The sequence below is a fragment of the Hydrogenivirga sp. 128-5-R1-1 genome (assembly GCF_000171895.1).
In genome coordinates, this window is sequence record NZ_ABHJ01000286.1 from 1 (window position 1) to 1646 (window position 1646).

The 1646-nt window shown below is 31.2% G+C and carries 2 protein-coding genes and 1 pseudogene; 1 reads left to right on the forward strand and 2 read right to left on the reverse strand.

Features of this window, described 5'->3' with window-relative positions; translation table 11 throughout:
* Positions 1–879, forward strand: an 879-nt coding sequence (locus HG1285_RS02385; protein ID WP_008289145.1) for a carbon-nitrogen hydrolase, incomplete at its 5' end; no start/stop codon positions are given.
* Here HG1285_RS02385 and HG1285_RS02380 read toward each other — a convergent pair.
* Both HG1285_RS02380 and HG1285_RS19955 read right to left on the reverse strand, forming a co-directional pair.
* A complete protein-coding gene (locus tag HG1285_RS02380) occupies positions 869–1363 on the reverse strand; it encodes a hypothetical protein (protein ID WP_050777704.1) in 495 nt (164 codons plus the stop codon). The genes HG1285_RS02385 and HG1285_RS02380 overlap by 11 nt on opposite strands.
* Positions 1290–1646 (reverse strand): annotated as a pseudogene (locus tag HG1285_RS19955) (hypothetical protein); the annotation flags it as partial. The pseudogene HG1285_RS19955 and the gene HG1285_RS02380, both read right to left, overlap by 74 nt.

Consider the following 1646-nt stretch of genomic DNA (forward strand, 5'->3'; position numbering starts at 1 on the left):
AATATCGGCCTTATCCAGATGAAATGTAGTAGTAATGAAAAAGAAAACTTTGAAAAGGCTTTAAACATGATTGAAGAGGCTTCAAAAAAAGGAGCTCATATAGTATGTACTCAGGAACTTTTTAAAACACCTTATTTTTGTCAGGTGGAAAACTGGGATTATTTCAAATTAGCTGAGAAAATAGATGAAAACTCCTATACCATAAAAGAACTTTCAAAAGTAGCAAAGTCAAATAAGGTTGTAATAGTCGTATCTTTGTTTGAAAAAAGAGATGAAGGACTTTATCACAACACTGCAGTAGTCATTGATGCTGATGGGAAATATTTAGGGAAATACAGAAAAATGCATATTCCAGATGACCCTCATTTTTATGAAAAATTTTACTTTACACCGGGAGATTTAGGATACAAAGTTTTTAAAACAAAATATACAGACATTGGTGTTTTAATATGCTGGGACCAGTGGTATCCAGAAGCTGCAAGGCTGACAGCAATGAAAGGTGCAAAAATTCTTTTTTACCCAACTGCTATAGGCTGGCTTCCTTCAGAAAAAGAAGAATACGGACAATCCCAGTATAATGCATGGGAAACCATACAGCGTTCACATAGTGTTGCAAATGGACTTTATGTGGCAGCTGTCAATAGGGTTGGTTTTGAAAGCTCCCCTGATAGAAATGAAGGAATAGAATTCTGGGGGCAATCCTTTGTTTCAAATCCTTACGGTGAAGTTATAAATAAAGCTTCAGTAGATGAAGAAGAAATACTTATAACTGAAATTGACCTATCTATTATAGATGAAACAAGAATAACATGGCCGTTTTTCAGGGATAGAAGAATAGACAGCTACCATGAACTTACAAAAAGATGGCTTATTGATTAGTCTGCTTAGGCTGTTTTTTTAGCTGTGTTAATATTTTTGTTATTTGATTTACCATATCAGCAGATACATAGTTTAAAACTTCTCCTGCTTTACTTTCTTTCATGTTGTAGATTATGTACGCTGCTTTTTTAGGGTCTTCCATGTTTGATATTTTTTCTCCTGCAAGTTCAGGCTCCATTTTCTCAAACATTTTTGCCAGTTTTTTATATCTCTCGTTTTCTACCTGTTTCACATATTTTTCAAAAGATTTTCTTTCTTCTTCTAATTTTCTCTTTTCTTCTTCTATCTTCTTTAAGATTTTTTCATTTTTTTGAATTAAAGATTTAACTTCAGACCTTAACTTTTCAAGCTTTTTTATTTCTTTCTTTATCTCTTTTACATCAGCCTGTGCAAAAACAGTTTCATGAATATTAAGAATTAAACCTGCGGTTATTAAAAACGCTGTCGTAAAGCTCAATGAGTTTTTTTTCTTTTTCTTTTTCATCTTTTTTCTTAACCTTTTTTTCATACTTTTCTACTGCTTTTTTCTCCCCAAGCAAAATGGATAAATTTTCCTTTATTTTATCAATTTTTTCTAAAATTTTTTCTTTTTCTACATTCTTTTCTTCAACTTTCCGTTTTAAACTCAAAAAATAACTTTCTCTAAGGGAAAGTTCAATAACATTGTTATATGTGTCCTTACAAATTTTTTCTATTTCCTTTTGTAAATTATTAATCTCCTGCTCTATTTCATCAAGTTGAAACTGGTATATACCTATTTCTTTTTT

Coding starts and splice junctions, on each gene's coding strand:
- HG1285_RS02380 (WP_050777704.1), bottom strand. CDS start 1,363: ATGAAAAAGAAAAAGAAAAAAAACTCATTGAGCTTTACGACAGCGTTT.